The sequence below is a fragment of the Streptomyces xanthophaeus genome, assembly GCF_000725805.1.
In the GTDB taxonomy this organism is placed as follows: domain Bacteria; phylum Actinomycetota; class Actinomycetes; order Streptomycetales; family Streptomycetaceae; genus Streptomyces; species Streptomyces xanthophaeus.
This window is the reverse complement of the sequence record NZ_JOFT01000056.1, coordinates 1-23,123: the sequence shown is the minus strand read 5'-3', so window position 1 is coordinate 23,123 and position 23,123 is coordinate 1. Positions and strand designations below refer to the sequence as shown.

The 23,123-nt window shown below is 72.3% G+C and carries 23 protein-coding genes and 1 riboswitch; of the genes, 13 read left to right on the top strand and 10 right to left on the bottom strand.

Features of this window, described 5'->3' with window-relative positions; genetic code table 11:
- Positions 1 to 8 precede the first annotated feature (8 nt).
- The 3 genes from IO30_RS0127525 to IO30_RS0127515 all read left to right on the top strand — a co-directional run bounded on the left by IO30_RS0127525 (position 9) and on the right by IO30_RS0127515 (position 3,018).
- Positions 9 to 1,718 carry a hypothetical protein gene (locus tag IO30_RS0127525; protein ID WP_157853381.1) on the top strand — a complete coding sequence of 570 codons (1,710 nt, stop codon included), beginning with the start codon at positions 9 to 11 and terminating at the stop codon, positions 1,716 to 1,718.
- A gap of 100 nt (positions 1,719 to 1,818) precedes the next feature.
- A complete protein-coding gene (locus tag IO30_RS40900; protein ID WP_037895292.1) occupies positions 1,819 to 2,169 on the top strand; it encodes a hypothetical protein in 351 nt (116 codons plus the stop codon).
- A 3-nt stretch (positions 2,170 to 2,172) separates the two neighbouring features.
- Positions 2,173 to 3,018: a hypothetical protein gene (locus IO30_RS0127515; RefSeq protein WP_051859572.1), complete on the top strand. Its 846-nt coding sequence runs from the start codon at positions 2,173 to 2,175 to the stop codon at positions 3,016 to 3,018.
- 15 nt (positions 3,019 to 3,033) lie between these two features.
- Here the strand turns inward: IO30_RS0127515 and IO30_RS0127510 are convergent, their stop codons facing one another.
- The gene (locus tag IO30_RS0127510) at positions 3,034 to 3,537 is read right to left on the bottom strand and encodes a carboxymuconolactone decarboxylase family protein (protein ID WP_031147225.1); all 504 of its coding nucleotides are present in this window, start codon (positions 3,535 to 3,537) and stop codon (positions 3,034 to 3,036) included.
- A 46-nt stretch (positions 3,538 to 3,583) separates the two neighbouring features.
- On the opposite strand from IO30_RS0127510, the gene pdxR reads away from it, so the two are divergent.
- Complete coding sequence (pdxR, locus tag IO30_RS0127505; RefSeq protein ID WP_031147223.1) at positions 3,584 to 4,978, top strand: MocR-like pyridoxine biosynthesis transcription factor PdxR; 1,395 nt, start codon at positions 3,584 to 3,586, stop codon at positions 4,976 to 4,978.
- A gap of 80 nt (positions 4,979 to 5,058) precedes the next feature.
- Here pdxR and IO30_RS0127500 read toward each other — a convergent pair whose 3' ends face one another.
- Both IO30_RS0127500 and IO30_RS0127495 read right to left on the bottom strand, forming a co-directional pair.
- On the bottom strand, positions 5,059 to 6,867 hold the full coding sequence (locus tag IO30_RS0127500) for a hypothetical protein (protein WP_031147221.1): 1,809 nt from the start codon (positions 6,865 to 6,867) through the stop codon (positions 5,059 to 5,061).
- 329 nt (positions 6,868 to 7,196) lie between these two features.
- Entirely contained in the window at positions 7,197 to 8,075 is an 879-nt protein-coding gene (locus IO30_RS0127495; RefSeq protein ID WP_037895290.1) for a DMT family protein, read from the bottom strand.
- A gap of 112 nt (positions 8,076 to 8,187) precedes the next feature.
- On the opposite strand from IO30_RS0127495, the gene IO30_RS0127490 reads away from it, so the two are divergent.
- A complete protein-coding gene (locus tag IO30_RS0127490) occupies positions 8,188 to 8,484 on the top strand; it encodes a hypothetical protein (RefSeq protein WP_031147217.1) in 297 nt (98 codons plus the stop codon).
- Between the two features lie 25 nt (positions 8,485 to 8,509).
- Positions 8,510 to 9,712, top strand: coding sequence for a glutathionylspermidine synthase family protein (locus IO30_RS0127485; RefSeq protein WP_031147215.1), 1,203 nt, complete (start codon positions 8,510 to 8,512; stop codon positions 9,710 to 9,712).
- Between the two features lie 72 nt (positions 9,713 to 9,784).
- On the opposite strand, the gene rocD is transcribed toward IO30_RS0127485, so the two are convergent.
- Positions 9,785 to 10,990: an ornithine--oxo-acid transaminase gene (rocD, locus tag IO30_RS0127480; protein WP_031147212.1), complete on the bottom strand. Its 1,206-nt coding sequence runs from the start codon at positions 10,988 to 10,990 to the stop codon at positions 9,785 to 9,787.
- A gap of 119 nt (positions 10,991 to 11,109) precedes the next feature.
- Positions 11,110 to 11,200: riboswitch (ZMP/ZTP riboswitch) on the top strand.
- A gap of 34 nt (positions 11,201 to 11,234) precedes the next feature.
- Here rocD and IO30_RS0127475 point away from each other — a divergent pair.
- The 4 genes from IO30_RS0127475 (at position 11,235) to IO30_RS0127460 (ending at position 15,530) form a co-directional block, all read left to right on the top strand.
- Positions 11,235 to 12,503: a serine hydroxymethyltransferase gene (locus IO30_RS0127475; protein WP_031147210.1), complete on the top strand. Its 1,269-nt coding sequence runs from the start codon at positions 11,235 to 11,237 to the stop codon at positions 12,501 to 12,503.
- A gap of 206 nt (positions 12,504 to 12,709) precedes the next feature.
- The gene (gene trpS, locus IO30_RS0127470) at positions 12,710 to 13,723 is read left to right on the top strand and encodes a tryptophan--tRNA ligase (protein ID WP_031147208.1); all 1,014 of its coding nucleotides are present in this window, start codon (positions 12,710 to 12,712) and stop codon (positions 13,721 to 13,723) included.
- A gap of 84 nt (positions 13,724 to 13,807) precedes the next feature.
- Positions 13,808 to 14,404: a 2'-5' RNA ligase family protein gene (locus tag IO30_RS0127465; protein ID WP_031147206.1), complete on the top strand. Its 597-nt coding sequence runs from the start codon at positions 13,808 to 13,810 to the stop codon at positions 14,402 to 14,404.
- Between the two features lie 166 nt (positions 14,405 to 14,570).
- Entirely contained in the window at positions 14,571 to 15,530 is a 960-nt protein-coding gene (locus IO30_RS0127460) for a YihY/virulence factor BrkB family protein (protein ID WP_051859571.1), read from the top strand.
- Here IO30_RS0127460 and IO30_RS0127455 read toward each other — a convergent pair.
- Positions 15,527 to 16,780, bottom strand: coding sequence for a D-alanyl-D-alanine carboxypeptidase family protein (locus tag IO30_RS0127455; protein ID WP_037895288.1), 1,254 nt, complete (start codon positions 16,778 to 16,780; stop codon positions 15,527 to 15,529). The two genes, IO30_RS0127460 and IO30_RS0127455, sit on opposite strands and share 4 nt — an antisense overlap.
- A gap of 121 nt (positions 16,781 to 16,901) precedes the next feature.
- On the opposite strand from IO30_RS0127455, the gene IO30_RS0127450 reads away from it, so the two are divergent.
- The 3 genes from IO30_RS0127450 (at position 16,902) to IO30_RS0127440 (ending at position 20,225) form a co-directional block, all read left to right on the top strand.
- Positions 16,902 to 17,204, top strand: coding sequence for an SCO4848 family membrane protein (locus IO30_RS0127450; protein WP_051859570.1), 303 nt, complete (start codon positions 16,902 to 16,904; stop codon positions 17,202 to 17,204).
- Positions 17,201 to 18,547 (top strand): metallophosphoesterase, encoded by a 1,347-nt coding sequence (locus tag IO30_RS0127445; RefSeq protein ID WP_031147199.1) that lies wholly within the window; start codon positions 17,201 to 17,203, stop codon positions 18,545 to 18,547. Before IO30_RS0127450 ends, IO30_RS0127445 begins: the two co-directional genes overlap by 4 nt.
- Positions 18,548 to 18,668: 121 nt before the next feature.
- On the top strand, positions 18,669 to 20,225 hold the full coding sequence (locus IO30_RS0127440) for an ABC transporter substrate-binding protein (protein ID WP_031147197.1): 1,557 nt from the start codon (positions 18,669 to 18,671) through the stop codon (positions 20,223 to 20,225).
- Here IO30_RS0127440 and IO30_RS0127435 read toward each other — a convergent pair.
- From IO30_RS0127435 to IO30_RS0127415, 5 genes are all read right to left on the bottom strand, one after another.
- Positions 20,222 to 20,998: a TetR/AcrR family transcriptional regulator gene (locus IO30_RS0127435; protein ID WP_037895286.1), complete on the bottom strand. Its 777-nt coding sequence runs from the start codon at positions 20,996 to 20,998 to the stop codon at positions 20,222 to 20,224. The two genes, IO30_RS0127440 and IO30_RS0127435, sit on opposite strands and share 4 nt — an antisense overlap.
- An 11-nt stretch (positions 20,999 to 21,009) precedes the next feature.
- Entirely contained in the window at positions 21,010 to 21,423 is a 414-nt protein-coding gene (locus IO30_RS0127430; protein ID WP_063768221.1) for a thiol-disulfide oxidoreductase DCC family protein, read from the bottom strand.
- Between the two features lie 3 nt (positions 21,424 to 21,426).
- Positions 21,427 to 21,831, bottom strand: coding sequence for a hypothetical protein (locus IO30_RS0127425; RefSeq protein ID WP_031147191.1), 405 nt, complete (start codon positions 21,829 to 21,831; stop codon positions 21,427 to 21,429).
- 239 nt (positions 21,832 to 22,070) lie between these two features.
- Complete coding sequence (locus IO30_RS0127420; RefSeq protein WP_031147189.1) at positions 22,071 to 22,250, bottom strand: hypothetical protein; 180 nt, start codon at positions 22,248 to 22,250, stop codon at positions 22,071 to 22,073.
- A gap of 1 nt (position 22,251) precedes the next feature.
- Positions 22,252 to 23,028, bottom strand: a complete 777-nt coding sequence (locus tag IO30_RS0127415; protein WP_031147187.1) for an alpha/beta fold hydrolase — start codon at positions 23,026 to 23,028, stop codon at positions 22,252 to 22,254.
- Positions 23,029 to 23,123 lie beyond the last annotated feature (95 nt).

The following is a 23,123-nucleotide window of genomic DNA, read 5'->3' as shown; positions in this document are numbered from 1 at the left end:
GGGATTCGGTGACGAGTACGGCGGACGGCAGAGCACCGGTGGAGCCGTCACTGAGCGAGGCGGGCAGACTGCTGTGCGCCGGCACCTACCTCGACGCGGCCTACCGCGACCGGGTCATCGAAGAGCTCTACGTCCACGAGGAGCGCTTCGTCGCGCCCTCCTACGGATTCGACGCCACCCGCGTCCTGTCCCACGCCCTGCGGGCCCGCCGCGCCGAAGCCGCCTGGGCCTCGGCCGTGGTCGGCGTGTGGGGCCTCGGGCTGCTGCTCACCCAGGGCCTCCTGCTCTACCTGGCCCTGCCCGCGGCCCTGCTCGGCTGGGCGGCCCGCCTGCGGCGGCGCACCGGTCCCGCCCGCGGCCGCCGCGCCCTCGCCCTGGTGCTGCGCACCTACGGCTACGTCCTGCTCGGCGCCGCGGGCTGGGGCGTCCTGGTCGGCGTGCTCGAGGGCCGCACCCACGCCGGAGCCCTGCAGGACACCCTGACGCTCCTCGAAATCACCGCGACCACGATCGAGTACGAACCGCTCGACCTCATCACCGAACTGCCCCGGACGGGCTACTACGCCGCGCAGGGCTACGGCTGGACGGCCGTGATCGTCTTCTTCCTGCTCGTGGTCGTCGTCGGCCTCCAGCGCGGCCACTTCGCCCGCGTCATCCTCAAGGACCTCAGCCGCCAGGCCTACGCCGCCCCGGGGGCCGACCTCGCCGGCGGCGTCCGCTTCCAGGCGGCCCGGGACCGGATCGCGGCGACCCAGCACGCCCCCCTGATCCTCTACAGCATCGACGACCCCTTCTGCGGCGCGGGCCGCGCCCACCGGCCCTGGCAGCTCTCCGTCGAGCTGCGCCCGCGCGGCGACGGGACCCCGCAGCCGCTCGACAACCTCAGCCTCGTGGAACGCATCCGGCCGATGCTGGAGTCCCTGCGCGTGCCCTCGCCGCACGGATCGCCCGAGGCGGAGGCCGCCGTACTGGACCGGCTGCGGGAACTGGTCGTCGACGAATGCGTGTTCCTGCCCGCCGCCGGACTGCGCGACACCCGCAGCCCCGACCTGTCCGCCGGGGCCTTCGCCGCGCACCGCGACGCCGCCGTGGAGGAGGGCGGGGAGCGCCGCAGGCACTTCCTGCGCGTCCGGGTCGGCGGCTGGGACGAGAACCTCGTCGTCACCGTCTTCGTACGGGTCCACACCCAGGGCGGCATGCTGATGGTGGAGGTCGCCCCGCACGTCCTGCTGCCGGTGCGGCCCGAGTTCCAGGAAGCCGACGACGTCGCCCGCAGGCACCAGCGCAACAACCCCTTCGCCAAGGCGGTCTGGGCCCTGCGCAACGCCCCGCGTTCCCTCGGCCGGGCGCTGGCCACCCTCAGGGGCGGCAGCAGCGGTCCCTGGCAGATCGCCACCGCCGGGCACGGCGGGGCGCTCCCGGCCGGGCCGGCCGTCTCCGTACGCGAGCTGGCGGCGCAGGAGGGGGCCTCGCTGTTCCAGCTGATGGACCTGGACCGCTACCTGAAGACCGTTCAGGACCGGATCGTCGGCGGGGTCACCCTGGCCCTGCACGAGGCGGGCTGGCACACCGAGGAGTTCGCCGAGCGCGCGGTCACCGTCGCCGAAGGCGGGGTCTTCATCCAGTCGGTCAACCACAGTGCCTTCAGCGTCGGCGGCAGCGGGCACAGCAACCACGCGAGCCATCATTCGAGCAGGGGGAGCAGCAGTGACGCATGACGCGGCGACGGGGGAGGGACCGGGCGCGAGAGCCGGGACCGGGCCGGGCGGAGGCGAAGGCGACGGAGGAGGGGGCGGGGGCGCAGCAGTCGGCGGAGGCGTGAGCATCGGGTCCGTGCACGGCAGCGCCTTCAGCGTCGGCGCCGCCCATCACACCAACTCCGTCGTCCACCACACGGGCCCGGGACCGCAGGACCCGCCCGGAGCACAGGAACTCCTCGAAGCGGTACGGGACCTGCGCGCCGCCCTCGTGCGCCTGCCGCGCAGCAGCGGCCGCGCCGGACTCGACGCCGCGCTGGAGGACGCCGCGGGCGAGCTGGAGGAGGCCGGGGAGATCCGGCCGGGCCTGCCCGCCCGGCTGCGCGCCGCCCTGGAGCGGTGGGCCCCGCTGGTGGAGTCCGTGAACGCGGCCGCCGCCCTGGGCGGGCTGCTCGCGGCGCTGGGCGGCTGAGCGGTGGCCCGAGGAGGCGGAGGCAGCCGCTGGAACCCGCAGTCGCAGAGCTGGGAGGAGTGGCAGGAGGACGAGCGGCCCCCGGCGCAGCAGCCGGCCCCGCAGCCGCCCGCCCACCTGCCGTGGACCCCGCAGCAGCCGCCGCCCGTCGGCTACGGGACCCCCGCGGGCCCCGGCAGCGGGGAGCGGAAGTGGAAGGTGCCGGTCCTGGTGGCGGTGGGGGCCGCGCTGGTCGGGGCGGGCGTCATGGCCGGCTGGCTGGTGGACACGGACCGCAAGGCCCCGGCCGCACCCCCGGGAGCGTCCGGTACCCCGTCGCCGGGGTCCTCGGACGAGGCCCCGGAGCCCTCCCCGTCCGCTTCCCCGTCCCCGTCCCCGGACGCTCCCACGACCTCCCCGGCCCCCGCGCCGTACACGGTGGTCCACAGCGAGGACGGCTTCTCGGTGGCCGTGCCCGAGGGCTGGCAGCGCAGCCACGACGAAAGCGGCGCCGGGTCCTTCTACCGGCCTCCCGGGGACCGCAGGTCGCTGCTCCAGGTCTTCCGGGTCACCGAGGACGCAGGCGTCGGGGCGTGCGAGCTCCTGCGGGAGTCCTCCGAGCACCTGCGCGGCAACGGCAGCACCGGCTACGTCGAGGTCTCGCGCGCGCCGGTGCCCGGCGCGTCCTGCGAGCTGGTCTACGAGTACGACAGCGTGGAGGCGGGCGGCCGCAGACGGGGCGTCGAGCGGATCACCGTCGCCGCGGACGGCAGCCGGTGGGCCCTGCTGGCGGCCGGACCGGCCGCCGGATGGGCCACGACCCAGGAGATCCTGGCCGCGGCCCTGCGGGAGTTCCGCCCGGACGCCTGACGGGTCACCGGCGGTTCAGTGGTTCGACCTGCCCGGGGTGTAGTGCCCCGGCACCATGCGGGTGGACACGCCGAACCGGTTCCACGCGTTGATCGTCGTGATCACGGCGATCAGCTGGGCCAGTTCGGCCTCCTCGAACTGCTTGGCGGCCTTCTCGTACACCTCGTCCGGTACGGAACCGTCCGTCAGGACGGTGACGGCCTCGGTCAGTTCGATCGCCGCGAGCTCCTTCTCCGTGTAGAAGTGCCGCGACTCCTCCCACGCGCCCAGCTGCACGATCCGCTCGACGCTCTCGCCCGCCGCCAGGGCGTCCTTGGTGTGCATGTCCAGGCAGAACGCGCACCGGTTGACCTGCGAGGCGCGGATCTTCACGAGCTCGACCAGCACCGGGTCGAGGCCCTTCCGGGAGGCGATGTCCAGGGCCACCATGGCCTTGTAGACCGCGGGGGCCAGCTGGTGCCACTCCATGCGGGAGGGCTGTTCGGGGGCGTGGACCGGGGCTTCGCTCGTCGTCGTCATGTCTCCACCGTATGAGCCGAACGGCCCGCCGATATGGTCCATCTCCATGAAGGAATCCTGGGCCACTTTCGGCGCCGACCTGCATCTGGACCTGTCCGCCGGGCGCGGGCTGCGGGCCGGGCTCACCGAGGCGCTGCGCGAGGCCGCGCGCAGCGGGCGGCTGGCCCCCGGGACCCGGCTGCCGTCCTCCCGTTCGCTCGCCGCCGATCTGCGGATCGCCCGCAACACGGTCGCGGAGGCATACGCCGAGCTGGTCGCCGAGGGCTGGCTGACGGCCCGGCAGGGCTCGGGCACCCGGGTCGCGGAACGGGCGCGGCCGCGCAGGCCCGCCGGAGCCGCCCGGGTACGGCGCCCCGCCCGCCAGGGGCCCGCGTACAGCCTGCTGCCCGGCTCCCCGGACCTGGGTGCCTTCCCGCGCGCGGCCTGGCTGACGGCGGCCCGCCGGGCGCTGGCCGACGCGCCGAACGAGGCCTTCGGGTACGCGGTCGATCCCCGCGGCCGCATCGAGCTGAGGGAGGCGCTGGCCGGGTACCTGGCGCGGGCCCGCGGGGTCTACGCGGACCCGGACCGGATCGTGCTGTGCGCGGGCTTCGCGCACGGGCTGATGCTGCTCGCCGGGGTGCTGCGGGCACGGCGGGTGCGGGAGGTGGCCGTGGAGGCGTACAGCCTGGACATCCACCGCGACCTGCTGGCCCGGGCGGGGCTGCGGACCCGCCCGATCGGCGTGGACGTGGAGGGGGCCCGTACGGGCGAGCTGGCCGCCGGGCCGGGCGCGGTGCTCCTCACCCCGGCGCACCAGTTCCCGACGGGGGCCGCCCTGACCCCCGCCCGCCGGTCGGCGGCCGTCGACTGGGCCCGGACCACGGGCGGGCTGATCCTGGAGGACGACTACGACGGGGAGTTCCGCTACGACCGCCTCGCGGTGGGGGCCCTGCAAGGACTCGACCCGGACCGGGTGGTCTACATGGGCACGGCGAGCAAATCGCTGGCACCGGGGCTGCGCATGGGATGGATGGTCGTCCCGCCGGGACTGCTGGACGAGGTCCTGGCCGCCAAGGGGGCCGCCGACTGGGCTTCGAGCGCCCTGGACCAGCTCACCCTGGCCCAGTTCATCACCTCGGGAGCCTACGACCGCCACGTGCGCGGGATGAGGCTGCGCTACCGGCGCCGCCGGGACGAGGTGGTGGCGGCCGTGTCGGGGCGGGTCGCCGTCTCGGGCATCGCGGCGGGCCTGCACGCGGTGCTGGACCTCCCGGCGGGCACGGAACGCACCGCGCTGCAGTCGGCGGCCTGGCAGAGCCTCGCCCTCCAGGGCCTGTCGGCCTTCCGGCACCCGGAGGCCGGCCTGCCGCCCCGCGACGCGCTGGTGGTCGGCTACGGCACGCCGCCGGACAGCGCCTGGACCCCGACCCTGGCGGCCCTGTCGGCGGTCCTGCCCTAGACCGTCTCTTTCGGGCCGGACATGCCGCGAGGGGGAACGGACCTTCGCCGTTCCCCCTCGCAGCATGCGGACCCGAGCGGTTACTTCTTCGGCGGGCGGCCGCAGACGGCGTCGTAGGCGTCGCCGACGTTGGCGCACCAGAGCTTGTGCTCGTCCGGCCCGAAGGTGTACTCGGACAGCTTCATGTTGACCGGCTTGCAGCCCTTGTTGCCCTTGTTGGGCGAGTACTTGGGGCACTGCCCGTTCTCCAGCTGCTGCTGGTGGGCGCGCAGCGCGTCCAGGCCCAGGTCCTCGACGCCGGGATTGGTGGACGGCATGAACCGGTTGGCCGACCACGAGCCGCCCATGGTGGCGAACAGGGCGATCGCGCAGATCAGACCGGCGGCGAGCTGGGACATCGCGCGCGGCGAGATCCGGGCCGCCCGGTCCGGGGCGACCTCCTTCAGCGTGCCGCGGATCCAGCCGAAGACGCGCTCGTACGTGAGCATCAGACCGAGGACGGCCAGGATGATCAGGCAGTAGAAGATGATCCAGGTGGTGCGCGGGTACAGCTGGACGGCCTGGTTGTGCTCCATGTGGGAGGCGAACCAGAAGCGCAGCAGCCAGGCGCCGGCGAGGACGAAGCCCGCGGTGCGGACCGCGATGTTGCGCAGGCCGAGACCCACGCCGATGCCCACGCCCAGGAGCAGCATGATGCTGAAGCCGGTCTGGCCGGCCAGCTCACCCGACACCGGGAAGTTGTGGTAGGTCAGGTTGCCGGCGCGGTCGGACGCCCAGCCCAGCACGTAGGCCGGGTCGATGTAGGTGTTGATGTACGCGTAGCGGTCCTTGGTCGTGGCTCCCAGGCGGACCAGCTGGTACACCAGCGGTGCGCCGATCACGAGGGCGGTGACCAGGATGGTGCCGAGGAAGAGCAGGGCGCGCTTGACCGCGATCCGGCCCCGGCGCCACGGGAACAGCATCAGGGCGAGGACGAACGAGCCCGGCGCGGCCCACAGGTACCAGCCCGAGTACCAGAGGAACATCACGCCGAACACGGAGCCGAAGCCGAGGCCGCGCAGCACCGCCGAACGCGTCGAGAGCTCGCCGGCCCGGCGGATCTCGCGGAAGCAGGCCGCCAGCAGCGGCACCAGCACGAGCATGGAGCCGTGGCTGTACGGGCGGATCGGGTCGAGGAAGACGATCGAGGCCGGCACGGCGATGGCCATCGCCCAGAACGGGCGCAGCAGCAGTCGCCACGCGGCGTAGGCCATCGGCCCGACCAGCGCACTGAGGATCAGCTGCAGGTCCTTGAGGGCGTGGCCCACGTCGGCGATGCCGTTGTGGAAGGCCTTGGCCCACAGCGCGAGCAGTGCGGGGAACAGCGGGGGGTAGACCCCCGGCAGGCCCTTGCCGCGCATCATGTCGTTGGCCATGCCCATGAGGTTGCCGGGGTCGCCCTCCTGGCCGCCCAGACCCCACGGCGTGCCGTTCAGGGCGACCGCGATGCCGCCGGCGACGATGCCGGTGCCCAGGCCCGCGAGGGCCGCGCACACCAGCCGCTGCGCGACCTGGTAGTAGCGCAGCGTGCCCCGGTAAGCGAGGAACAGAAGGACGGCGAGGACCGGGATGCCGAGGAGCGCCGCGTACTGCTGGACCTTGGCGAGGCCGCTGACCTGGCCGATCCGGGTGACGGGGTTGACCTCGATGTGGGTGCAGAGCAGCATGAACCCGAGAGCGACGACGACGCTGACCACGACCTCCCCCAGCGGGAGGAACCAGCGCTTCTGCGTCCAGCGGTCGAAGCGGCCGCCCGGCCCGGCCTTCGAGGTCCCGGCGGACGAGGCGCCTGCGGCGCCGTCCGGCGTACTGGCGGGGGCGCCGACTATGTTCGGTGCCAAATCCGTCATGTCAATTCGCTTCCGTGAAGCGGCGCTCTGCCGCAGGTCGGGCCGGCTCGACGGGGCGAGCGAGGTCAGCGGGCGTCGGCTGGGGACCCGGCCGCCACGGAACGTCCCCGGAATGCCCATGGGACGTCCACGCAACGCTAGCAAACCGGCACCGGACCTCCGCCCGCCGACCTACTGGTCGAACGCGGGCCCGGCCGGGCGGTCACGGGGCGGCCGACGCAGGGGCGACCGGGCCGCGTTGGCAGCCCGGGGGTGCCGCAGCCGCACCGGAAAACCGGGGCGGGAGCCCGGCGCCGGAGTGTTCCGTCTCACGGCTCGTGGAGTCCGGATCAGGGGGCGGGGGCCGGTTCCTGCGGTGGGGACGGTTCGGTCGGCGGGGACGGTGGGGTCGGCGGGGGCGGGGCCTCGCCGAAGCGGGCCAGGCACAGGGCGCCCGCGACGGCCACGGTGAAGCCCGTCACCGCCAGCCACTCCATCCCCTCCCGTGTGCGGTCCCCGAGCCACACCACCCCCACCACCGCGGGCCCGACCGTCTCGCCGAGCACCATCCCGGCCGTCGCCGCCGTGACCGAGCCGCGCTGGAGCGCCGAGGTCAGCAGCATGAAGGCGGCGCCGCCGCCGATCAGCAGCGCGTACAGGGCGGGATTGCGCAGTTCGGCGAGGGAGAAGCCGTCGATGAGGCGGACCGCCACCTCGACCACCCCGAAGCCCGTGCCCGCCGCGAGGCCCAGCGCCAGCGCGCGCCAGCGCTCCGGCAGCCGCCCCGCCGCCGCGCCCACCAGCAGCACCAGCCCCGTCACCACCAGCAGCCCCAGCTCCAGCGCCAGCGAGCCCGTCCCCGAGCCCTCCTCCCCGGAGGCCAGCCCCAGCATCAGCAGCCCCGCGCACACCACCGCCACCGCGCCCCACTCCATACGCGAGAGCCGCACCCGCAGCAGCCGCGAGGCGACCACGGCCGTCACCGCCAGGCTCGCGGCCAGCGCGGCCCCCACGGTGTAGATCGGGACGTGGCGCAGGGCGATGATCTGGAGGACGAAGCCGGCCCCGTCCAGGCCGAGACCGGCCATGTACCGCCACTGCCGCAGCGCCCGCAGCAGCAGCGCCGGGTCCACGCCGGACCCCGTCCCGGGCTCCGCGGCCCGCGCCGCCATGGCCTGAAGTACGGAGGCCGTACCGAAGCAGACCGCCGCACCGAGCGCACAAACCATCCCAATCAGCACGAACTGACTCTAGGTCACAGTTCTCACGGCGACCGGATTCCATCGGCGGGGGGCCGGGACCTACTCTGTCGGCAGCACGCCACTAGGGGGAGCAGCAGACATGAACAACAGCACCAGCAAGCGCCGCATGCGCTCCGGGGCCGTCGTACTCGGCGGCATGGGCCTCCTCGCGGCCTCGCTCGTGGCCTGCGGAAGCAGCGACGAGCCGGACAAGCGCTGCGCGTCCCGCTCCACCTTGAACAAGCTGGACAAGAAGGAGTGCAAGACCGGCGGGAGCGGCTCGTACTACTACGGCGGCACCGTCGCGAACGGCAAGGTCTCCGGCGGCAGCTTCGACAAGTCCGCCGTCACCCGCGGCGGCATAGGCAAGAGCCACTCCGGCTCCAGCGGCGGCTGACGGAAACCCGAGGGAACGGCGCACCATGAAGCGGCACACCATCGAGCCCCGCCCCGACTGGCAGAAGACCGTCGAGGAGCAGGGGCTCATCTACCCCCTCACCCGCTACCCCGACGACTCGCTGCGCCCCTACTGGGACGAGAGCGCCTACTACTCCTTCTCCCTCCCCGAGGTCGAGGCACTGGAGAACGTCGTCGAGGAGCTGCACGCCATGTGCCTGGCCGCGGCCGCGCACATCGTCGAGCACGACCGCTTCGAGGACCTCGGCATCACCGATCCGAAGCTGGCCGCGCTGATCGCCGAGTCCTGGCGGCGGCGCGAGGAGCAGCCCTCCCTCTACGCCCGCTTCGACCTGCGCTACGACGGCACCGGCAGCCCCGCCAAGCTGCTGGAGTACAACGCCGACACCCCCACCTCGCTGGTGGAGGCGGCCAGTCCGCAGTGGTTCTGGATGGAGGAGCGCTTCCCCGGCGCCGACCAGTGGAACTCCCTCCACGAGCGCCTCGTCGACGCCTGGCGCCGCCAGGCCGAACTGCTCCCGGCCGGGCCGGTGCACTTCGCGCACTCCGAGACGGACGAGCTCGGCGAGGACCTGATGACGGTCGCCTACCTCCAGGAGACCGCCGAGCAGGCGGGCCTGGACACCGACGCGATCTCCGTCGAGCGGATCGGCTGGGACAGCCTCTCCGGCCGGTTCGTGGACGAGAAGCTCCGCTTCATCCGCACTTGCTTCAAGCTCTACCCGTGGGAGTGGCTGGCCACCGACGAGTTCGGCCCCCAGGTCCTCGGGACCTACGACCACGGCGGCGGCTCCGGCACCACCTGCTGGATCGAGCCGCTGTGGAAGATGCTGCTCTCCAACAAGGCGCTCCTCGCGATCCTCTGGGAGATGTTCCCGGAGCACCCGAACCTGCTGCCCGCCTACCTCGACGGCCCGCGCGAGCTGGCCGAGCCGGGCGCCGGCGGGTACGTGGCCAAGCCCCTGCTCGGCCGCGAGGGCGCCGGCGTCACCCTCCACGAGGCGGGCGAGGGCGGCGAGCCCTTCGTGCCCGAGGAGGGGGAGCGGTACTGCTTCCAGGCCCTGGCCCCGCTGCCCGACTTCGACGGCAACCGGGTGGTGCTCGGCGCGTGGGTCGTCGAGGACGAGGCGGCGGGACTGGGCATCCGCGAATCGGCGGGGCCGGTCACGGACGAGTACGCCCGCTTCCTGCCCCACGTCATCCTCTAGCCGGTCCGGTCCGGTCCGGTCCGGTCCCGTCGGGTCGGGTCCGGTCCGGCCGGGTCCGGTCCGGGGCGGGTCCTACGCGCCGAGGACCGACCTGAGCTGGTCCAGCCCCCAGTCCAGGTCCTCCTTGCTGATCACCAGCGGCGGCGCGATCCGGATCGTCGACCCGTGGGTGTCCTTCACGAGCACCCCGAGCTCCATCAGCTTCTCGGAGATCTCCCGGCCCGTGCCGCGCGAGGGGTCGACGTCGACGCCCGCCCACAGCCCGCGCCCGCGCACGGCCGTCACCGCGCCCCCGCCGACCAGCAGGTTCAGCTCCCGGTGCAGGTGTTCGCCCAGCTCGGTGGCCCGCTGCTGGTACTCGCCGGTCCGGAGCATCGCGACGACCTCCAGGGCGACGGCGCAGGCCAGCGGGTTCCCGCCGAAGGTCGAGCCGTGCTGGCCCGGCCGGAACACCCCGAGCACGTCCCGGTCGGCGACGACGGCCGACACCGGCACCACGCCGCCGCCCAGCGCCTTGCCGAGCAGGTACACGTCCGGGACGACCCCCTCGTGCTCGCACGCGAAGGTCTTCCCGGTCCGCCCGAGGCCCGACTGGATCTCGTCCGCGATGAACAGCACGTTCCGCTCGCGCGTGAGGTCCCGTACGCCTCTCAGGTAGCCGGCCGGAGGCACCAGCACCCCCGCCTCGCCCTGGATCGGCTCCAGCAGCACGGCCACGGTGTTCTCCGTGACCGCGGCGGCCAGGGCGGTGAGGTCCCCGTACGGGACGATCTCGAAGCCCGGCGTGTACGGCCCGTAGTGGTCACGGGCCTCGTGGTCGGTGGAGAAGCTCACGATCGTCGTCGTCCGGCCGTGGAAGTTGTCCGCCGCGACCACGATCTTGGCGTGCCCGTCCGGGACCCCCTTGACCTCGTAGCCCCACTTGCGGGCCATCTTGACGGCCGTCTCCACCGCCTCCGCGCCCGTGTTCATCGGCAGCACCATCTCCTTGCCGCACAGCGCGGCGAGCTCGCTGCAGAACTCCGCGAAGCGGTCGTGGTGGAAGGCGCGCGAGGTCAGCGTGACCCGCTCCAGCTGCGCACGGGCGGCGTCGATCAGACGGCGGTTGCCGTGGCCGAAATTGAGCGCCGAGTACCCGGCCAGCATGTCGAGGTAGCGCCGCCCCTCCACGTCGGTCATCCACGCGCCGTCCGCGGAGGCGACGACCACGGGCAGCGGGTGGTAGGTGTGCGCACTGTGCGCTTCGGCGGAGCGGATGGCATCAGCAGTTGTCGACACGGGGTCTCCGATCGTCCGTCTTGCCGGGTGAGCCGGTGACGTGAGTGGCGTCACCTTCCTATCGTCGCTCGTATGCCGGACTCAGAAACCTCTCCCGTGACACGCCCGCTAAGGTGAGCGCTACGCACGGCGACTGGCGTACGGAGACCGAACTCCGGGGGAGTCGTGCGCGCTCGACCGCATACAAGGCCGCTCGCCTGGGCCTCGCGGGGTACCGATCCAATCGACCCCGGAGGAGCCCGCCATGTCCGCGAGCCGCCGTCCCGCCCTTCTTGCGACCGACCCCGAACTGGCGTCCTTCGTCGCAGCGGAGGAAGTCCTGCAGGCGCAGACCCTGCGCCTGATCCCCAGTGAGAACTACGTGTCCGCGGCCGTCCTCGAAGCCTCCGGCACGGTCCTGCAGAACAAGTACAGCGAGGGTTACCCCGGCCGCCGTTACTACGAGGGCCAGCAGAACATCGACCGCGTCGAAGCCCTGGCGATCGAGCGGGCGAAGGGCCTGTTCGGCGTGGACCACGCCAACGTGCAGCCGTACTCCGGCTCGCCGGCCAACCTCGCCGTCTACCTGGCCTTCGCGAAGCCCGGCGACACGGTGATGGGCATGGCCCTGCCGATGGGCGGCCACCTCACCCACGGCTGGGGCGTCTCGGCGACGGGCTCCTGGTTCCGCGGCGTGCAGTACGGCGTCCAGCAGGACACCGGGCTCATCGACTACGACGCCGTGCGCGACCTGGCGCTCGCCGAACGGCCGAAGATCCTCTTCTGTGGCGGCACCGCCCTCCCGCGCACGATCGACTTCGCGGCCTTCGCGTCCATCGCCGAGGAGGCGGGCTCGGTGCTGGTCGCCGACGTGGCGCACATCGCCGGTCTGATCGCGGGCGGCGCGCACCCGTCCCCGGCCGGGCACGTGGACGTCATCTCCACCACCACCCACAAGACCCTGCGCGGCCCGCGCGGCGCGATGCTGATGTGCCGCGAGGAGCACGCCAAGGCCATCGACAAGGCGGTCTTCCCGGGCCTCCAGGGCGGCCCGCACAACCAGACGACGGCGGGCATCGCGGTCGCCCTGCACGAGGCGGCCCAGCCGTCCTTCACCGCGTACGCGCACGCGGTGGTCGCCAACGCGAAGGCGCTGGCCGCCCAGCTGCTGGAGCGGGGCTTCGACCTGGTCTCCGGCGGCACCGACAACCACCTGATCCTGATCGACCTCACCGGCAAGGCCGTCCCGGGCAAGACCGCGGCCAAGGCCCTGGACCGGGCCGGGATCGTCGTGAACTACAACACGGTGCCCTTCGACACCCGCAAGCCCTTCGACCCCTCGGGCATCCGCATCGGCACCCCGTCGCTGACCTCGCGGGGGCTCGGGGTGGACCACATGCCGCAGGTCGCCGACTGGATCTCCCGCGCGGTGGACGCCGCCGCCAAGGGTGACGAGCGGGCCCTCGCCGCGATCCGGGCCGAGGTCACCGACCTCATGTCCGCCCACCCCGCCCCGGGCCTGCCGTTGTCGTAGCCCTGCGGCCCGGCCGCCGGGGGCGGAGCCGAGCCCCCGGCAGCGCCGTGCGGCGGCAGGGCAAAGCGGTCGCTCGGCCGGGGCAAGATCCGGCCTCCCCGCTACCGCCCGGTACCCCGGCGCGGCACGGACCGGGCCGGAGCGCCCCGGATGGATCAAGCCAGCGGCGGGCCCGAGCCCGCCCCGGCACCTGAGAGAATGGAGCCATGGCTTCTGATCGTCCTCGCGCGCTCTCCGGCATCCAGCCCACCTCCGGTTCGTTCCACCTCGGGAACTACCTCGGAGCCATTCGCCAGTACGTGGCCCTGCAGGAGACGCACGACGCCTTCTACATGGTCGTCGACCTGCACGCGATCACCATGCCGCAGGATCCCAAGGAACTCCGCGCGAACACCCGGCTCTCCGCCGCCCAGCTCCTCGCCGCCGGCCTGGACCCCGAGCGCTGCACGCTCTTCATCCAGAGCCACGTGCCCGAGCACGCGCAGCTCGGCTGGGTCATGAACTGCATCACCGGTTTCGGCGAGGCCAGCCGGATGACGCAGTTCAAGGACAAGTCCGCCAAGGGCGGCGTCAACAACGCCACCGTCGGCCTGTTCACGTACCCGATCCTCCAGGTCGCCGACATCCTGCTCTACCAGGCGGACGCCGTCCCGGTCGGCGAGGACCAGCGCCAGCACATCGAGCTGACCCGCGACCTCGCCGAGCGCTTCAACCAGCGCTTCGGCCAGACCTTCACCCTGCCCGCCGCGCACATCGTCAAGGAGGTCGCGAAGATCTACGACCTCCAGGACCCGGCGATCAAGATGTCGAAGTCGGCCTCCTCGCCCAAGGGCCTGATCAACCTCCTCGACGAGCCCAAGGTCACCGAGAAGAAGATCAAGAGCGCGGTCACCGACACCGAGGCGGAGGTCCGCTTCGACACGGAGAAGAAGCCCGGCGTCAGCAACCTGCTCACGATCTACTCCACCCTTACGGGCGAGACGATCCCCGCCCTGGAGGCCCAGTACGAGGGCAAGGGCTACGGCGCGCTGAAGACCGACCTGGCCGCTGTGATGGTCGACTTCGTCACACCCTTCAAGCAGCGCACCCAGGAGTACCTCGACGACCCCGAGACCCTGGACTCCTTGCTGGCCAAGGGCGCGGAGAAGGCCCGCGCGGTCGCCGCCGAGACCCTCGCACAGACCTACGACCGCCTCGGTTTCCTGCCCGCCAAGCACTGACGGACAAGAGGACCTGGCGGGACGGGGGGTGCTGGCGCCACACTGGGGCGGCAGCACCCAAGCAGACAAACGGAGGAGTCACTCGTGGGGACCGTAACGCTCGGCGTTTCGATCGCGGTCCCGGAGCCCTACGGCAGCCAGCTCCAGGAGCTGCGCGCGGGCTTCGGGGACGCCGCCGCGCACGGCATCCCCACGCACGTCACCCTCGTCCCGCCCACCGAGGTGGACGCGGACCGGCTCCCGGAGATCCGGGCCCACCTGGCCGCGGTCGCCTCCGCCTTCCGCTCCTTCGCCATGCGGCTGGCCGGGACGGGCACCTTCCGCCCCCTCTCGCCGGTGGTCTTCGTCCAGATCGTCGAAGGCGCCCCCGGCTGCACCCGGCTCCAGGGCCTGGTCCGCGACCCCGACGGGCCGCTGAGCCGCGAGCTGGCCTTCCCGTACCACCCGCACGTCACGGTCGCCCACGGGATCTCCGAGGAAGCGATGGACGTGGCCTTCACGGCCCTCGCCGACTACGCCGCCGAGTGGATCTGCACGGGCTTCGCCCTCTACGAACAAGGCTCGGACGGGGTGTGGCGCAAGCTGCGCGAATACCCTTTCGGGACCGGGCCGGCGGGCGTCCCGGCACAGCTGGGCTCAGCCGCCGACACCGCGGCCGAGGCGACCGTACGGCCCTCCTGACGCAGCGGCCGCAGGGCCCGACGGGTGCGGAACCTGAGCCCGCGCAGGACCAGGGAGTGGAACGGACGGCCCGTCCGGGGCACTTCGCGAAAAGTCACAATCGACGACCGTAGTCCCCGGAAACGACAATCCCGGCTATTTGCGGCGGCTCAATTACGGTGACGCTATGGACTGGCTGACGAAGATTCCGGTGATCGGGCCACTGGCAGCCCGCCTGATGCGGACGCACGCGTGGCGCTCCTACGAGCGGCTCGACCGCGTGCACTGGACCCGGCTCGCCGCCGCGATCACCTTCATCAGCTTCCTCGCCCTCTTCCCGCTGATCACCGTGGCCGCCGCCGTGGGCGCGGCGCTGCTCAGCCAGGAACAGCTCGACAGGCTCCAGAAGAGCCTCGCCGAACAGGTCCCCGGCATCTCCGACCAGCTCGACCTCGACGCGCTCGTCGCCAACGCGGGCACGGTCGGCCTCGTCGCCGGCGTGATCCTGCTCTTCACCGGCATCGGCTGGGTCGGCTCGATGCGGGACTGCCTGCGCGCGGTGTGGGACAAGGACGACGAGGACGAGGGGAATCCCTTCGTCCGCAAGGGCAAGGACGGCCTGGTCCTCCTCGGCCTCGGCGGCGTGGGCCTGGCCTCGGCCGCCGCCTCGATCTTCGGGGCCAGCGCCGTCGGGAAGTCCGCCGAATGGCTGCACATCCCGCGCGAGGGCGCGGGCGGCGCCCTGCTGCGCGGCGGTGCCTTCCTCGTCGGCGTCGTGGCCGCCTTCGTCCTGCTGCTCTACGTCCTGACCCTGCTGCCCGGCGTGGACCCGCCGCGCATGCGCCTGATCCAGGCCGCCCTGATCGGCGCGGCGGGCTTCGAACTGCTGAAGCTGCTGCTGAGCGGCTACATGCGGGAGGTCGCCGCGAAGAGCATGTACGGGGCGTTCGGCGTGCCGATCGCCCTGCTGCTCTGGATCAACTTCACCGCGAAACTGCTGCTCTACGTGGCGTCCTGGACGGCGACGCGCGACGACGGGGACGGGGACGGCGCCGAGGACGGTACCGAGGACGCACCGGAGCCCGACGCCGCCGGCCCGTCCGAGCCCCGCTCCCCGTCCGCGGCCCCGTCCCCGTCCGCCTCCTAGACCAGCTCCTCGTCCCGGCCCCGGCGGCCGCGCGGCCAGCGCCGGTTCACCACGAAGGCACCGCCCGCAAGGACGGCCAGCGCTCCGCCCGCGACGCCGAGCGCGGTGCCGATCCCGCTGCCGCCCGCACCGCCGTCCGCCGACGGGCTGTTCTCGTGGGACTGGGCCGGGGAGCCGTGGGACTTGGTGTCCGCGCCCTTCGGCGGGACCAGCTCACCCACCGGCTTGACCTTGCCGGCCGCCGCGAAGCCCCAGTCGAAGAGCGCCGCCGTCTCCTCGTACACCGAGTTGGCACCGCCGGTGCCCGGGTTCATCACCGTGACCAGCAGCTTCTTGGAGCCCTGCTGGGCTGCGCCGGTGAAGGTGGAGCCGGCCATGGTGGTGTTGCCGTTCTTCACCCCCGCGATCCCCTTGTAGGGGGAGAGCCCGCTGGCACCCGTCATCAGCCGATTGGTGTTCTGGATCTCGAAGAAGTCGCGCGGCTTGCCCGGCTCCTGCAGGCCGGGGAACTTCGCCTCGACCGTGCCGCAGTACTCCCGGAAGTCCTGTTTCTGCAGTCCGGACCGGGCGATGAGGGTCAGGTCGTAGGCACTGGACACCTGCTCCGGCGAGTCGTACCCGTCGGGGGAGACCACGTGGGTGTCCAGTGCCTGGAGCTCCTCGGCGTGCGCCTGCATGTCCCTGACGGTCTTGTCGATGCCGCCGTTCATGGCCGAAAGAACGTGCACGGCGTCGTTGCCCGACCGCAGGAACACCCCCAGCCACAGGTCGTGGACGCTGTACTCGTGGTCCTCCTTCACGCCGACCAGGCTGCTGCCCGGACCGACGCCCTCCATGTCCTGGTCGGTGACCTTGTGGACCTGCTCCTTGGGGAGGCTGGGCAGCACGGTGTCCGCGAAGAGCATCTTCATGGTGGAGGCCGGGGGCAGCCGCCAGTGCGCGTTGTGGGAGGCCAGCACCTCGCCGGACTCCGCGTCCGCCACGATCCAGGACCGCCCGGAGAGGTTCGCCGGGAGGGCGGGCGCCCCCGGCAGCAGGTTCACCTGCGTCCCCGGCTGACCCAGCAGGGACCCGCCGACCGTGGACATCGACGCGGGCGGCGCGGGCGCCGCCGGGGCCTTCGGCGGCTGGCCCTTCCCGTCGGCCGGCGGGGTGGACGGCGGGGGCACGGCGTGGGCGGGCGCCACGAGCATCGCGGGCACCAGCAGCGCGGCGGAAAGGACCGTCAGCGCGGTCTTTTTGGCAGACACGCAGGTGAAAGTACATCCCGATGGGCTGTACGCCGTCGCGGACCGGCCAATTGTGCGCAACCACTGCCGGGACAGCCCACCCCGGCGCGTCCGTACCGGGGAGGAATCCGATACTGGGGGCATGAAACTCAGCCGTGCCGCCTCCTGGTTCCTGCTCTCCTTCGGAGTGTGGAGCTGGGTCATCTGGGTGTCTTTCGTCCGGAACCTGTGGAAGAACGGCAGTGGCCTCGCGTTCGATGCGGCGGGTGACCCCACGTCCTACTTCTGGGTGCACCTGGTCCTCGCGGTGACGTCCTTTCTCCTGGGGACGGCCGTCGGTGTGATCGGGTTGCGTGGGGTCCGGGCCCTGCGGCGCGGATCACCTGCGGATGCGCCGTCCGACCCGGGCGCCGGCAGGGACGCGGGTACGGGGGCCGGCGCATGAAGATCGTGATCTTCGTCCTGGTCGCGCTGGCGGTCCTCGCCCTGCTGGTCGTCGTGCACCGCTGGCTCTGGATCCGCCTGGTCCGGGACACCACCGTCCCCGGCGGCCTGCCCCGGCGTATCGGCACGGCCTTGGCCATCGCGCTGCCCCTCCTCTCTGTGGCCGCCCTGACCTCGGGCCGCGCCGGAGCCCCGTTCCTGCTCCAGCAGACGGTGGCGTGGCCGGGGTACCTCTGGCTGGCGGTGCTCCTCTACCTGACCCTGACGATGCTGGTGGCGGAGCCGATCCGCGCGCTGTTGCTCCGCCGTCTGGCCCACCGGTACCCCTCCGCGGGCGCACCGGAGGCCGAACCGGCCGCCGTGGAGGCCGTGGCGGCCCTCGCGAACGGCGCCGCGCAGCCCGGCCCCGAGGCGCCGGCGCCCGCACCCGCAGCGGACGGTCCGGGCGCACCGGCACCGGAGGCGGCTCCCGCGCCGCAGGGCTCCGGCCCCGCGGCGGACTCCGCCCCCGGGCTGCCGCTGAGCCGCCGCCGGTTCGTCGCGCGCACGGTCGGCGGGGCGGCCGCGGCCGTTGCGCTGGCCACCGTCGGAAACGGGGCGTACGGGGTCCTGCGCGGCCCCAGCGTCAAGCGCGTCCACGTGCCCCTCGCCAAGCTGCCGCGCGCGGCCCACGGATTCCGGATCGCCGTCGTCAGCGACGTCCACCTGGGTCCGGTCCTCGGCAGCGCCCACAGCCGGCGCATCGTCGAGGCCGTGAACCGCACCCAGCCCGACCTCATCGCGATCGTCGGCGACCTGGTCGACGGCACCGTCGAGGACCTCGGGTCCGCCGCCGAACCGCTGCGCGGTCTGACCGCCCGCCACGGTGCGTACTTCGTCACCGGCAACCACGAGTACTTCTCCGGGGCGCAGCCCTGGATCGACCACGTCCGCGAGCTGGGCCTGACCCCCCTGGAGAACGCCCGGCGGGCACTGCCGCACTTCGACCTGGCCGGCGTGAACGACATCGCGGGCGAGACCGAGGGGCAGGGCCCCGACTTCGCCGCCGCCCTCGGTGACCGGGACCGCTCGCGCGCCGCCGTCCTGCTGGCGCACCAGCCGGTCGTCATCCACGACGCCGTCCGGCACGGCGTGGACCTCCAGCTCTCGGGACACACCCACGGCGGGCAGCTCTGGCCGGGGAACTACCTCGCCGAACTCGCCAATCCCACCGTCGCCGGCCTGGAGCGGTACGGGGACACCCAGCTGTACGTGTCCCGGGGGGCGGGCGCCTGGGGGCCGCCGGTCCGGGTCGGTGCACCGTCCGACATCACGGTCGTAGAACTCGCCTCATATCAGGCCTGACCTGGCATAACGACCCGTGGGCCGGTGATGTGGAGCCTTCCGGTGGCCGATATTCCGTGATGGGATGACCGGTAATCGGACAGCGCACCGCTGTCTCCGGTACAAGGGTGGGGTTCAAGGGATGCGGTCTGTCCGCTCTAAGATCATTGCGGCCGGGCTGGTCCTCGGCCTGGCCGGTGCGGCCGCCTGGCAGCTGCTGCCCGAGGACGGCAACGGCAGCGGTGCCATCCGGGTCGGCACGAGCGACGTCCTGTCCTCCCTGGACCCCGCCGGGGCGTACGACGCCGGTTCCTGGGCCCTGTTCAGCAACGTCTACCAGGCCCTGCTGACCATCAAGCCCGGCTCCGACACCCCCGCGCCCGACGCCGCCTCCACCTGCAACTTCGTCGGCCACAAGCTCACCACCTACCAGTGCGAACTCCGGCCCGACGTGAAGTTCTCCAACGGCCGCGCGATCACCGCCGAGGACGTCAAGTTCTCCTTCGACCGCATCAAGGAGATCAACTCCGAGCAGGGTCCGGCACCCCTCTTCAACACCCTGGACTCGGTCAAGGCCGACGGCCGGATGGTCACCTTCAACCTGTCCGCCCCCGACGCCACCTTCCCCTTCAAGATCGCCACGGGTGCCGCCTCGATCGTGGACCGGGAGAAGTACCCGGCCAAGGCCCTGCGCGAGGGCGGCAAGGTCGACGGCTCCGGCCCGTACACGCTCTCCCGGTACAAGGAGGGCGCGAGCGTCGAGCTCAAGCCGAACGCCTCGTACAAGGGCCAGGGCAAGCCCGCCCACGTACCGGTCACCGTCAAGTACTTCAAGGACTCGGCCCAGCTCGACCAGGCCTGGAAGAGCCGCGACGTCGAGGTCGCGCACCGGGAGATGCCCCCGGAGGTGCTCGCGGCGCTCAACCCGGGGCTGAAGGACACCCGTTACCAGGCCTCCGGCGGCACCGAGACCCGGTCCATGGTCTTCAACGTCCGCCAGGGATCCACCACCGCCGCACCCGCCGTGCGCCAGGCCGTCGCCGCCGTCCTCGACCGTTCCAAGGTGGCGACCGACGTCTACAAGGGCACGGTCACCCCGCTGTACTCCCTCGTACCGGCGGGCGTCGCCGCACACGGCACGCCGTTCTTCGACACCTACCCGGCGCCCAACGGGGCCACCGCCAAGAAGCTCCTGAAGGACGCCGGCATCACCACCCCGGTCCCGGTCAGCCTCGGCGTCAACACCCGCGGAGCCAACCTCCCCGAGGCCGAGGAGCTCAAGCGGCAGCTGGAGTCCACCGGGCTCTTCCAGCTGACCCTCAAGCCGGTCGAGGAGTGGACCGACTTCCAGAAGGCCTACGCCGCCGGAGAGTTCGATGCCTACACCATCGGCTGGATCGCCGACTTCCCCGACGCGGACAACTTCCTCTCCCCGCTCGTCGGCGCCGACTCCTCCATGAACAACGGCTTCTCCGACAAGAACATCGACGCCCTGATCGCCCGCACCCAGTCCTTCTCGGACCGGGGCGAGGCGGCCGCCGACTTCCGCGAGCTCCAGAAGATGGTCACCCAGCAGGCCCCGATGGTGCCGATCTGGCAGAAGAAGGACTACGTCATGTCCCGCGAGGCCGTCACCGGAGCCCAGTACCTCTCCGACGGCACCGGCGTCTGGCGGCTGTGGGAACTCAACTGGCTCTAGGCGGTGGCGGCGTCCGGGCCCGGGCCCGAGGCCGGGTCCTCGTCCGCGTCCCGGCCCCGGGACGCGGCGGATGCCTTCTTGGTCGAGACGGCCGTCTGGGCCATGCCCGGAAGGAAGTCCGCGAACAGCTCGTGCACCTCCCGCACCAGCGGCCGCAGCACCCGGAACCGGGCCAGGACGATGCCCCGCGTCGTCAGCTGCGCGCCGCGGTCGGCGAGCCGCCGGGTCTTCTCGCTGTTCGGCGAACGGTCGAAGACCCAGTAGAGGACCAGGCCCATCTGCGAGAGCCACATCAGCTCCGGCAGTACGTCGGCCAGTTCGGCCGGCACCTTCGTCTTCGCCCCCGCCAGCACCTCGCGGTGGATGTTGATCGCCGCCTGTCGCGCAGGCTCCGATTCCGGCGAGAACGGGCTGAGCGGACTCTCTGGGTCCGCCGCGTTCTTGAAGAACTGGGACGCGAACTCGTGGTAGGGGGCCGCGATGTCCATCCAGCTCGTCAGCACGCCCGCGAGCCGCTTCTGCAGATCGGTCTCGCTGTCCAGGATCGGCCGGACCGCCGCCTGATGGGCCGCGCCGATCCGGTCGTAGAACCCCTGGACCAGGTGTTCCTTCGATTCGAAGTAGTAATAGGCGTTGCCGACCGAGACACCGGCCTCCTTCGCGATACCCCGCATCGTCGTCTTGTCGAAACCACGCTCCTGGAAGAGACGGAGCGCGGTTTCGAGGATGAGCGTGCGGGTCTGCTCGCTCTTGGGAGCCTTCTGATCAGTCACGGTGCACGAGCCTATCCGGGGACGGGGCAAAGGTCGTCACAAGCCGGTTCCTCCACCCCGTCGGTCCGCACCGCCTGCCGCCACGCGGAGGCCGCGTACATCGCCGCCCTGGCGAAGGGGCGGCCGGCCGGCGTGGACAGCCACACCGCCCTGGGCCGGTGTGCGGTCAGTGCCCAGAGGCACATGATGAAGGCGTCCGTCCCCGTCCACACGTGACCCGTGTCCCCGACGACGGTGATCTCCCGCAGCGTGGACGCGTGGTCGAGCCGGGGGAAGCGCCGCCGCGCCTCGACGGACGCGGCGGGCACCAGGGCGATCGGGACGATCTGGTGCTGGCCCATCAGCCAGTGCCTGATGTGCACGCAGAGCGGACAGTTGGCGTCGTACAGGACCGTCAGGCTGCGGACCACTCCCGGGCGGGCCACCGGTCAGACCCCGGCCGGTGCGGTCCACCCCTGGGGGGCGACCGGCGGGACCTGGCTGCGCTCCATGATGCCGCGGCGGCGCATCTTGTTGAGCACCCAGACGTTGCCGAGGTGCATGACGCCGAGGACCAGCAGGACCACACCGAGCTTGACCGACAGCGCCTCGAAGAGGTCGCGGGCCTGGAGTATGTCCTCGGTCGAGCGCAGGTAGAGCGTCACGAAGCCGATGTTCACCAGGTAGAAGCCGACCACCAGGAGCTGGTTCACGGCGTCGGCGAGCTTCTCGTTCCCCTGGAGGACGTCGCCTATGAAGACGCGTCCGTTACGGCTGAGCGTGCGGGCCACCCAGACGGTGAGCCCGATGCTGATGAGCAGGTAGATGACGTACGCGACCACGGTGAGGTCCATTGCCCTCAGCCCCCTTGAACGTGTTCAACTCGTTGGCATGACTGACTGTAGACCTATTTTTGAACAGGTTCAAGCGAAGGGTGGGGTGGGGTCCGGGCCATCAGTCCCCGGTGAGGGGGAGGGCCCGGACCGCAAGGGGGGGGAAGGGCTCGGACGGTTCCTCGGCGGGGTCCTCCCGCAGTTCGGCCCACGGGACGAGGCCGGGGGGGAGTCGTAGAGAAAGGCCCCGACGATGACGGTCAGGTCCCCCCAGAGGGCGTAACCGCCCCGAAGGGCAGCTCGGCCGGGGGCAGGGCCGCCGGATCCTCCCCGTCGCCGCAGCACAACAGCCAGGTGTTGACCGACATCTCCCGGGCCCGGTCGGCCGGGTCCAGGACCAGCGGGTCGTCGGCGATCTCGGCGATCCAGGCCAGCAGCACGTCAGCTCCGGTTCGAGGAGGCGCCGGGGCCCAGGAAGTCCAGGAGCAGGCCCGTGACCTCCACGGGGCGCTCCAGGGACGGCAGATGGCCCGCCCAGGGCAGCTCCTGATGGCGGGCGCCCGGGACGAGCTCAGGGAGCTCGGCGGCGATGCGGCGGAAGTCCGGCACGTCATGGGCCCCGCCGACGGCCAGGACGGGCGCGGTGACGGCGGCCAGGTCGACGGGGGGCTCGGGGAGCTCGTGGTCCTCGGTGACGGCCAGGCAGGCCTCGAAGTTCCCCAGCTGCATGGCCCGTACGAGGTCCCGCACCGAAGCATCGGCATCCGGCCCGAGCCAGGTCCGGACATTGAGCTCGACCGCGCCGGCCAGGTCGCCCGCCTCCAGCAGGGCGTCCTCGGTGGCCCCGAACTCCCGCAGCTCAGGCCCCGCCACGTGCCCGGGGCGGCCGGGGCACAGCAGCACCATCGAGCTGACCCGCTCCGGGTGCAGCGCGGCCACCTGCAGGGCGACCCGGCCCCCGTAGGAGCTCCCGACCAGCGCGGCCCGCTCCACGCCGAGGTGGTCCAGCAGGGCCCGCACGTCACCCTCGTCGCTGTACGGGGCTCTGGCGGCGGGGGACTCCCCACAGGTCCGGAAGTCCGCACGGACCACCCGGAACCCGGCTTCGGCGAGGGGCCGCCACTGGGGCTCCCACATGCGCCGGTCACAGACGGAGGAGTGCAACAGGACCACAGCGGGGCCACCGACGGGCCCGTCCACATCATGAGAAAGGATCACCGCCCGATCCTGCCGCGCGGGGCCGGGGGGTGCCAGGGGGTTTCGGTGGGGGTGGGGGTTGTGGTGTGGGGGGCGTGGGGCTGAGGGGGGCTTCG

Coding starts and splice junctions, on each gene's coding strand:
- IO30_RS0127445 (WP_031147199.1), top strand. CDS start 17,201: ATGAAGATCGTGATCTTCGTCCTGGTCGCGCTGGCGGTCCTCGCCCTG.
- IO30_RS0127500 (WP_031147221.1), bottom strand. CDS start 6,867: ATGACGGATTTGGCACCGAACATAGTCGGCGCCCCCGCCAGTACGCCG.
- pdxR (WP_031147223.1), top strand. CDS start 3,584: ATGAAGGAATCCTGGGCCACTTTCGGCGCCGACCTGCATCTGGACCTG.
- IO30_RS0127450 (WP_051859570.1), top strand. CDS start 16,902: ATGAAACTCAGCCGTGCCGCCTCCTGGTTCCTGCTCTCCTTCGGAGTG.
- IO30_RS0127495 (WP_037895290.1), bottom strand. CDS start 8,075: ATGGTTTGTGCGCTCGGTGCGGCGGTCTGCTTCGGTACGGCCTCCGTA.
- IO30_RS0127490 (WP_031147217.1), top strand. CDS start 8,188: ATGAACAACAGCACCAGCAAGCGCCGCATGCGCTCCGGGGCCGTCGTA.
- IO30_RS0127475 (WP_031147210.1), top strand. CDS start 11,235: ATGTCCGCGAGCCGCCGTCCCGCCCTTCTTGCGACCGACCCCGAACTG.
- IO30_RS0127425 (WP_031147191.1), bottom strand. CDS start 21,831: ATGGACCTCACCGTGGTCGCGTACGTCATCTACCTGCTCATCAGCATC.
- trpS (WP_031147208.1), top strand. CDS start 12,710: ATGGCTTCTGATCGTCCTCGCGCGCTCTCCGGCATCCAGCCCACCTCC.
- IO30_RS0127485 (WP_031147215.1), top strand. CDS start 8,510: ATGAAGCGGCACACCATCGAGCCCCGCCCCGACTGGCAGAAGACCGTC.
- IO30_RS0127440 (WP_031147197.1), top strand. CDS start 18,669: ATGCGGTCTGTCCGCTCTAAGATCATTGCGGCCGGGCTGGTCCTCGGC.
- IO30_RS0127510 (WP_031147225.1), bottom strand. CDS start 3,537: ATGACGACGACGAGCGAAGCCCCGGTCCACGCCCCCGAACAGCCCTCC.
- IO30_RS0127460 (WP_051859571.1), top strand. CDS start 14,571: ATGGACTGGCTGACGAAGATTCCGGTGATCGGGCCACTGGCAGCCCGC.